The organism is Nitrosomonas sp. Nm132 (genome assembly GCF_900100485.1).
Lineage (GTDB): Bacteria > Pseudomonadota > Gammaproteobacteria > Burkholderiales > Nitrosomonadaceae > Nitrosomonas.
On the sequence record NZ_FNDH01000115.1, the window covers coordinates 1 to 1,340 of the forward strand.

The following is a 1,340-nucleotide window of genomic DNA, read 5'->3' on the forward strand; positions in this document are numbered from 1 at the left end:
ACTCTACTTTAGACATTCACCCACCACCCTTGCGTCGCCTGAGCGGTGATACAAGCTGGGAATGAAACGAGTGAGATTGATATTATTTGCTGGTGGCAGCGATGCTACACTCGCAGTCTTGGGTCGCCACGTTGTGTGAATATCGAGGACTTCTGGCTGAAGCCGTCCCTGAAAGCAAGTCCAGTAAAATTCCATGCGCAGCCACTGCGCCACCAGACCGCCGGTCAGTGGTTGTTTGTTGCGCCATGGCGCTACGATCTCGACAGGAAAAGCTTCTTCCGCAACCAGGCTCAATAGCTGAACCAGCGTCCACGCTGTTGATCGAATCTGCATCCATAACTCCAGCACAGTGCGTTTCTGCTGCCACAGATTGTTCACACCCCACCAGCACTTCAAGTTGTGAAACAAGGGTTCGATGCCCCAGCGACGTGCGTACAGATGCAGTATTTCTTCGGCACTCAACTCCGTTTCGGTTGCCAATAGCCAAGCGTATTTTTGACCAATGCTGTTTGTTCGTGTCGTAGAATTCGCACCATACCGCGCGCACCAGCGCTCCTTTCAGAAAACGCGCCATTGCAACCACGGTGCGCAGGCGAACCAACTGCTCCTTGCCATAGAGTGTCAGCTTGATTTCGGTTAGCGGTAAATTCCGGATCGCATCAGGTGTCATTTTGATCCCGTAGGTTTTGGGTCGTCCACGTCGAGGCTTGGATAATGCAGCATCGCGCCGCGCCTGACCGATAATCCGCATCTTTCGCGACAGTAGCGGCAATACCAGCCTCGCCCGCATGAACCAGGCATCGAACAGCAACCGGACGGACTTGTTCATCATCACCGGAGCCAGACTGCGCACTAACGCCAGCGCAATAGTCAACTTGTTGCGATTGCTGGTGGTGGGAACTGAACGGAACACAATCGGCAACACATACCTCCTGCCCGCGCGGCCCAGCACGCTGACGCCCAATGTAACCCAGCATTGCGCCAGCAGAAACTGCGGCCTGTTGCTCTTCTTTGCATGATCGTGCCGAATGGTGCTGCCCGGCGCCTTCTCGGATTGGCGTGGAATCAGCGTATCGTCGATGACCAGATTGAGCGCCTCCGTTGGCAATGCATTGTTGACCACCTCGAACAAGGCGCGCGCCAGCCGTAGTGTCCGGACGCTGCCGCGTTCCAGGAGTTTCTAATAGGTCGTCCAGTGACGGCCTCGGACAAGGGCGCTGATCGCGCGTGTCACCCAGCCTTCGGGAGAAATCAGACAGCCACACAGCAGTTCGACGAAAGTAGCGCGAGAACGCATGGGTACAGCGGTAAGTAGATGGGTAATCCAGCTTGACAGGCAA

1 protein-coding gene and 1 pseudogene are annotated in these 1,340 nt (G+C 55.5%); both read right to left on the minus strand.

Going from position 1 to position 1,340, the window contains the following annotated elements:
- Nucleotides 1–3 precede the first annotated feature (3 nt).
- Nucleotides 4–480, minus strand: a complete 477-nt coding sequence (locus tag BLP80_RS16770; protein WP_371128838.1) for a transposase — start codon at nucleotides 478–480, stop codon at nucleotides 4–6.
- A 259-nt stretch (nucleotides 481–739) separates the two neighbouring features.
- Nucleotides 740–1,123 (minus strand): annotated as a pseudogene (locus tag BLP80_RS16775) (transposase); the annotation flags it as partial.
- Between the last annotated feature and the right edge of the window lie 217 nt (nucleotides 1,124–1,340).